The organism is Nocardia coffeae (assembly GCF_019890715.1).
GTDB lineage: Bacteria > Actinomycetota > Actinomycetes > Mycobacteriales > Mycobacteriaceae > Nocardia > Nocardia jiangxiensis.
Genome location: NZ_JAINZY010000017.1, coordinates 221021 through 227773 on the forward strand (window position 1 = coordinate 221021; position 6753 = coordinate 227773).

6 protein-coding genes are annotated in these 6753 nt (G+C 67.2%); 3 read left to right on the plus strand and 3 right to left on the minus strand.

The features are described 5' to 3' along the window. Window positions 1–21: 21 nt before the first annotated feature. From K7711_RS40760 to K7711_RS40770, 3 genes are read left to right on the plus strand one after another with little or no spacing between them, the layout of a single operon-like run. Window positions 22–774, plus strand: coding sequence for a hypothetical protein (locus tag K7711_RS40760; protein WP_222977272.1), 753 nt, complete (start codon window positions 22–24; stop codon window positions 772–774). A gap of 32 nt (window positions 775–806) precedes the next feature. Beyond that, the gene (locus K7711_RS40765; RefSeq protein ID WP_222977337.1) at window positions 807–2273 is read left to right on the plus strand and encodes an aldehyde dehydrogenase; all 1467 of its coding nucleotides are present in this window, start codon (window positions 807–809) and stop codon (window positions 2271–2273) included. Between the two features lie 18 nt (window positions 2274–2291). Continuing rightward, entirely contained in the window at window positions 2292–3338 is a 1047-nt protein-coding gene (locus K7711_RS40770; RefSeq protein WP_222977274.1) for a phosphotransferase family protein, read from the plus strand. Between the two features lie 28 nt (window positions 3339–3366). Here K7711_RS40770 and K7711_RS40775 read toward each other — a convergent pair whose 3' ends face one another. The 3 genes from K7711_RS40775 to K7711_RS40785 are packed head-to-tail and all read right to left on the minus strand — an operon-like array spanning window position 3367 to window position 6554. After that, complete coding sequence (locus K7711_RS40775; RefSeq protein ID WP_222977276.1) at window positions 3367–4200, minus strand: enoyl-CoA hydratase/isomerase family protein; 834 nt, start codon at window positions 4198–4200, stop codon at window positions 3367–3369. Window positions 4201–4219: 19 nt separating this feature from the next. Then, on the minus strand, window positions 4220–5101 hold the full coding sequence (locus tag K7711_RS40780; protein ID WP_222977278.1) for a TIGR03619 family F420-dependent LLM class oxidoreductase: 882 nt from the start codon (window positions 5099–5101) through the stop codon (window positions 4220–4222). Window positions 5102–5117: 16 nt separating this feature from the next. Continuing rightward, window positions 5118–6554: an aldehyde dehydrogenase family protein gene (locus K7711_RS40785; protein ID WP_235748575.1), complete on the minus strand. Its 1437-nt coding sequence runs from the start codon at window positions 6552–6554 to the stop codon at window positions 5118–5120. Window positions 6555–6753: the final 199 nt, after the last annotated feature.

The window sequence follows — 6753 nt, forward strand, 5'->3', positions numbered from 1 at the left end:
TATTCATATTGTGAGTAAGAGATGACATTCAAAAATCGAGGCGCGGCGGTCACCGCATTGACCGCGATGGCGGTTGTCGCGGCGGCAGGTGTCGCGAACGCCGACACCGCTGTCCCCGCCGGTTCGGCGAAAACACCCACCGTCTCCACCGACGTCGCGCCCGGCGTTCGATACAGCGACGATGCGGCCACCGGTCTCGCCGTGTTGCGCACTCCTTTCGGCACGGTCGCCGTCCAGGGCGGGCAGTTCGGCATCCAGGACACCGCGGGTCACACCGTGGCCGGGGCGGCGATCCCGGCGGCCGGTCCGTCGGCCCAGTCGACCGCCGCGCACGCGGCCCCTGCTCGACTCGCGGCACCGGCTCCTGTCCAGGTCGCGGCACCGGCGCAATCCGCACCGGCACAGCAGCCGCCCGATGACGTGATGTCCGACCTGAATCAGGCTGTGGAAGCGGCAAATCCGCACATGGGTATGGCGATGGGCGTGGGTTCGCTGGCCGGTTCGGTGGTCGGCGCGGCCATCGGCTGCCCGTTCGGCGTCGCGACCGGCGGAACGCTGATGGCGCTGGCGACGGCGGGCACCATGACCGTCCCGGCGTTCGCCGCCACCTGCCTGGTGGGCGCGGTCGCGGTCGGCGGTGTGGGCGCGTTGGTCGGCGGTGTGGCCCTGGCGATTCCGGTCGGCATCGCCGCGGGCGCGCAGAAGTTCAACGAATTGCAGGCCCAGCATCACGCCCCGCCTGCCGCGGCTCCCACGGGTCCGGCCCAGGGCTGAGCCGAACCGTGACTGCCGTGCGGACCTATCCGATGTTCATCGATGGGAAGGACCATTCGCCCAGCGGTGGTGAATGGTTTCCCAGCGACAATCCGTTCCTGGGTAGTTCGTGGGCGCAAATCGCGAAGGGCGGCGTCGAGGATGTCGACGCCGCCGTCCGCGCCGCCGATCGAGCGCTCACCTCGGGCCCCTGGCCCGAGTACACCGCCAGCCGGCGCGGTGCGCTGCTGCGCACACTCGGCGACGTCCTGGCCGAGCACGCCGAGGAACTGGCCCATCTCGAGGTGCGCGACAACGGCAAGCTGTTCGCCGAGATGTACGCCCAGCTCAGCTATCTGCCGCAGTGGTTCTACTACTACGGCGGTCTGGCCGACAAGATCGAGGGTTCGGTACTGCCGCTGGACAAGAAGGGCTACTTCGCCTACACCCGCAAGGAGCCGATCGGCGTCGTCGGGATCATCACCCCGTGGAATTCGCCGCTGATGCTGCTGACCTGGAAGCTGGCTCCGGCGCTGGCCGCCGGATGCACCGTGGTGGTGAAGCCCTCGGAGTTCACCTCCGCCTCGACCCTGGAGCTGATCCGCCTGTTCGATGCGGCCGGTGTGCCGCCCGGTGTAATCAACGTGGTGACCGGGTTCGGTCCGGACGTCGGATCGCCGCTGGTGGAACATCCGCTGGTGCGCAAGATCAGCTTCACCGGATCGGACGGCACCGGCCGGTTCATCGGCGAGGCCGCGGCCCGCGATTTCAAGCACGTCGGGCTGGAACTCGGTGGGAAATCACCGAATATCGTGTTCGCCGACGCGGATCTGGACGCGGCCGTCAACGGTGTCGTCTCCGGCATCTTCGCGGCCACCGGGCAGACCTGTCTGGCTGGTTCGCGACTGCTGGTGCAGGAGAGCATTCACGACGAATTCGTCGCGCGCGTGGTCGAATTGGCGCGCACGGCCCGAATGGGCGATCCGATGCTGGAGACCACACAGGTGGGTCCGGTGACCACGCCCGCGCAGTATCGAAAAGTGTTGGAGTACATCAGGATCGCGCGGGAGGAAGGTGCGGTCGCGGTGTGCGGGGGCGGTCCGGCCACCGGGCCCGAATGCGGCACCGGGGGCTGGTTCGTGGAGCCGACGATCTTCACCGGAGTCGACAACCGGATGCGGATCGCACAGGAGGAGGTGTTCGGCCCGGTCCTGGCGGTGATTACGTTCCGCGACGAGGATCATGCGGTCGCCCTCGCCAACGATGTCCGGTACGGTCTGGCCGCCGGTGTGTGGACCAGCGACATCGGTCGCGGATTCCGGATGGCCGATCGCATCCGCTCGGGCACGGTCTGGGTGAATACTTATCGGGCGGTGAGCTATATGGCTCCGTTCGGCGGGGTCAAGGATTCGGGTATCGGCCGGGAGAACGGCAGCGCGGCCGTCGAGGAGTTCCTCGACACCAAGACCGTGTGGATCAATACCGGTGCGCCGGTGGGTAATCCGTTCGTCATTCGGTGAAAACAGGGTGGTGGGGCAGTGAGTTCGGAGTCGTCCGGGACGCCGGTCGGAATCGATGTCGCGTCGGTGGGACGGTGGCTGGCGGAGCGGGTGGCCCACGCCGCGCCGCCGTTCACCTACGAACGGATCATCGGCGGGCATTCGAACCTCACGTATCGGGTGACCGATCGCGATCGTCGGCGGTATGTGCTGCGTCGTCCGCCGGTCGGTCACCTGCTCGCCACCGCACACAATGTGATTCGGGAGCACGACGTCATGCGGGCGGTGGCCGGGTCCGGCCTGCCGGTGCCTCGGATGCTCGGCGCCTGCGACGACGAAAAGGTCACCGGCGCACCGTTCTACGTCATGGAGTACGTCGAGGGCGTCGTGGTGGATTCGGAGTCCGACGCCGAGGAATTCCTGCCCGCGCCCGCTGCGCGCGAGCGGGCCGGACAGGAGTTGATCGATGCCCTGGTGACCCTGCACGGCATCGACGTCGACCGCGCCGGGCTCGGCGAATTGTCCCGTCGCAGTGGATATCTCGACCGGCAACTGCGGCGGTGGGCAGCGCAGTGGAAGTCGGCCGGACTGGACGACCTCGAGGACATGGCCGTCCTGCACACCTGGCTCGTCGAGCATCGCCCGGCCGAGACGACGTCGTGTCTGGTACACGGTGACTTCCGGCTCGGCAATGCGCTGATCAACCGCGACGGTCGTCTGCTGGCAGTCCTGGATTGGGAATTGTGCACTCTCGGTGAGGGATTGCTGGACCTGGCGTATTTCCTGCGGTCCTGGACAGCGCCGGACCTGCGGCCGGGATTCTCCCGCCCGCCCGGCCGGCAACCCGGTTTCGCCGACGGTGACGATCTGGTCCGCCGCTACGCCGAACGTTCCGGTCGCTCGGTCGCCGACCTCGACTACTGGCGGGCGTTCACGGCGTGGCGATCCGCGGCGATTCTGGCGGGCGTGTACCGGAGATATCTCGACGGGCAACTCGGCGAGCGGCCAGAGGATCTGGAATCCTTTCGTGCCGAGGTTGTTTCGCGGATACAGCAGGGGCTCGATATTGCCCGCGCGATCGGGTGACCAGCGACCGGGCCGACCGCTGGGACGCTCACAGCCGCCCGTCGAGCCGCAGTTCGGGATGCACCCAGTCCGGTGAGCGCCGTTCCTTGAAAGCCCGGAACCCCTCGGCCGCTTCGGGTTTGCGCAGACTCGCCTGCATGCCGATCCGGTCGTAGAGGCCCAGATAACTGTCCAGACTGGATTTGATCGCCGCACGCGCGTCCGGCGCGGTGCGACAGCACTGTGCGAGGACCTCGCGGGCCGCCGCGGCCAGTTCCTCGTGCGGGACGACGCGGGCGATCATGCCCCAGTCCAGCGCCTCGTGTGCGGTCAGGGTGCGGCCGGTGAACATCAGGTCGCGGGTGCGCACCGGCCCGATCAGCCGGGCCAGCATCTGGCTGTAGTACGTATCGGCGATCCCGCGGTACAGCTCGGGCACCCGGAAGGTGGCGCGTTCGCTGACCGCGGCCATATCGGCGCACAGCGCGATCTGTAGCCCGCCGCCCTGACACAATCCGTTCACCGCCGCCACCACCGGTTTCGCGGATTGGCGCAAGGTTTCGAACGGCAGGGCGTCCATACCCAGCGCCGAACCGAAACTCATCCAGTTGTCGCTGCCGCCGCCACCCATATCGCCGCCGGGTGCGAAGACATCGCCCGTGCCGGTGATCAGCAGCCCGGCCAGATCCGGGTCGGAACCGACGTGGTTGACCGCGTACTTGATGCCGAAATACATCGCCGGGGTCATCGCGTTGCGGGCCTCGGGGCGATCGAGCGTGCAGACCCCGAACGGACCTTCCCGAGTGAACCGCAGATACGGCGTGCCCAGCCAATCGCCCTGCGGCGGCCTCGGATCCTGTTGTGCAGCACGGGTTTGCGTCATCTGATCTCCTTCGTGGGCGCTACCGCATCCTGGACAGGATGTCCTGCGCGAATCGCTCGATCTGCGGTCGGTAACGGTCGGCGGGCGAACCGCCGGTCTGCTCGGGCGGCTCGGTCGTTCGCGCCCACGGGCTGCACATCACCGCGGTCACCCCGAGGTCCTCGGCGCGTTCGAAAAGATCGACCGATTGCTTCTCGCGGAATGCGAACATGATCTCGAAAGGTTCGCTCTGGCGGCCGTATTCGCGACGCAGCGCGGTGAGCCTCTGGACCCGGTGTACGGCCTCGTCCCAGGTGTAGGCGCTGCCGACCCATCCGTCGCACAATCGCGCCGCGCGCCGCATCGCCGCCTCCGACTCGCCGCCACACATGATGGGAACCGGCTCGGGCGGGTGTGGCTCGATCATCAGTTCCGGTATGCGGTAATGCTTTCCGGTCCAGGACACCCAGCCACCGCGCCACAGCGCCGGAAGTGCCTCGATCATCTCGTCCAGGCGTTTGCCGCGATTACCGAACTCCTGACCCAGCAACTCGAACTCTTCGCGCATCCAGCCCGCCCCGACGCTCAGCGCGACGCGGCCGTCGGCGATGACGGAGGCGGTGGCCACCTGTTTGGCCACCTCCAACAGCGGCCGGGCCGGTGCGACGTAGACGGCGTTGGTGAACCGAATCCGTTGTGTCACAGCGGCCATCGCGCCGATGAGTACCCACGAGTCCGGCCAGGCGGTATCGGGCGTCCACATCGGTTTGCCGGTGGGGGAGGGATACGGTGAGGTCAGCTCGCGCGGATAGATCAGGTGATCGGAGACCACGATCCCGTCGAAGCCGACCTCGTCGAGTATGCGCGCCAACGCGATAGCGTCTGTCGTCGGCGTGAACGCCGTGCCGGTCCAGAATTTCACGACAGTGCCTATCGCCTCAGGCGGGCATGCCGACGGTCTTGGATTCCAGGTACTCCTTGAAACCTTCGTCGCCGTTGCGTCGCCCGAGTCCGGATTGTTTGATGCCGCCGAACGGGCTGCCGATGCCGAAGTGGCTCTTGCCGTTGATCGTGACGTTGCCGGTCCGCATGCGCCGCGCCACCGACACCGCACGGTCCACATCGGCGCCGGACACCTCGCCGGACAGCCCGTAGATGGAGTTGTTCGCGATGGCGACGGCCTCGTCCTCGGTGTCGTACGGCGTCACTGTCAGTACCGGGCCGAAGATCTCCTCCTGTGCCACACGCGAATTCGGGTCCACATCGGCGAGCAGCGTGGGTTGGACGTAATAGCCGACCGGCAGATCCGCGGGGGTGCCGCCGCCGGTGACAACCCGTGCGCCCGAATCGATCCCGGAGCGGATCAGACCGAACACCTTCTCGCGCTGGGCCTGGCTGATCTGCGGGCCCTGCATGACGCCCGGCGTCCACGGGTCGCCGACCGGGAAATTGGCCATACTCGTCTCGAGGATCGCCAGACCCTCGTCATAGCGCTTGCGGGACAGCAGGATTCGTGAGGGCAGAATGCAGGACTGCCCACTCATCACACACGCCATCATTGCCGCGAGCGGCAGCGATGCGGACAGGTCGGCGTCGTCGAGCACGATATGCGCGGATTTGCCGCCCAATTCGAGCAGCGTCTTCTTCACCGTCGCCGACGCGGCCGCCAGAATCGCCCGGCCGGTCGCTGTCGAACCGGTGAAGGTGATCATGTCCACGCGCGGGTCCGCGCTCAGTGCCGCGCCGACCTCGTTGGCGTTGGAGGTCACGACATTGAACACCCCGGCCGGGATATCGGTCTCCTCGGCGAGGATGCGCCCCAATTCGCTGCCCGACCACGGCGTGAGCTGCGCGGGTTTGAGCACGACGGTGTTGCCGGCCATCAGCGCGGGCATCGTCTCGGCGATGTTCAGGTAGAACGGCACGTTCCACGGCGTGATGGCGCCGACCACTCCGGTGGGCTCGTAGAAGATCTTGCGCAGCGCCGGGCCCAGCGGCGTCTGGTGCACACCGTTGTCGGCCACGTATTCGAAGGCCCGCCCATATTCGGCCCAGTGCCGCACCTCGTCGATCGGCTCATCGATCTGACTGCGCGTCACGCTGACCGGGCACCCCACCTCGGTCACCAGAACCCGCCGCAGCCACTCCTTCTCCCGCTCCAGCGCGTCGGCCAACTGGATCAGGCAGTGGTACCGGAACTCCACATCGCGCGCCCAATCGGTGGTATCGAACGCCCGCCGAGCCGCCTCGACCGCCCGCTCCATATCGCCGACAGTTCCGTCACTCGCCCGCCCGACGACCTCCTCGCTCGCAGGATGAACCACGTCGAACACGGCCCCACCCGCCGTGACCTGCAGCTCTCCATCGATGAGCATCCGCTCGTCCCCGGCCGCCACGCCCGTCCCGTTCTCCGTACTGGTCACTTCGGCCCGCTCCTCGCCGCGACAATATAGTTTCCAGTAAACGAGAATAACGTTCTCGCCGAAGTCTCGTGGCGCTTCCGGCTCGATCGGCCGAACGTCGTCGAGCGATGAGCGTCGACTCGGGAGCTTCTTCGGACCAGAACATCCGTCA

Coding starts and splice junctions, on each gene's coding strand:
- K7711_RS40760 (WP_222977272.1), top strand. CDS start 22: ATGACATTCAAAAATCGAGGCGCGGCGGTCACCGCATTGACCGCGATG.
- K7711_RS40765 (WP_222977337.1), top strand. CDS start 807: ATGTTCATCGATGGGAAGGACCATTCGCCCAGCGGTGGTGAATGGTTT.
- K7711_RS40775 (WP_222977276.1), bottom strand. CDS start 4,200: ATGACGCAAACCCGTGCTGCACAACAGGATCCGAGGCCGCCGCAGGGC.
- K7711_RS40785 (WP_235748575.1), bottom strand. CDS start 6,554: ATGCTCATCGATGGAGAGCTGCAGGTCACGGCGGGTGGGGCCGTGTTC.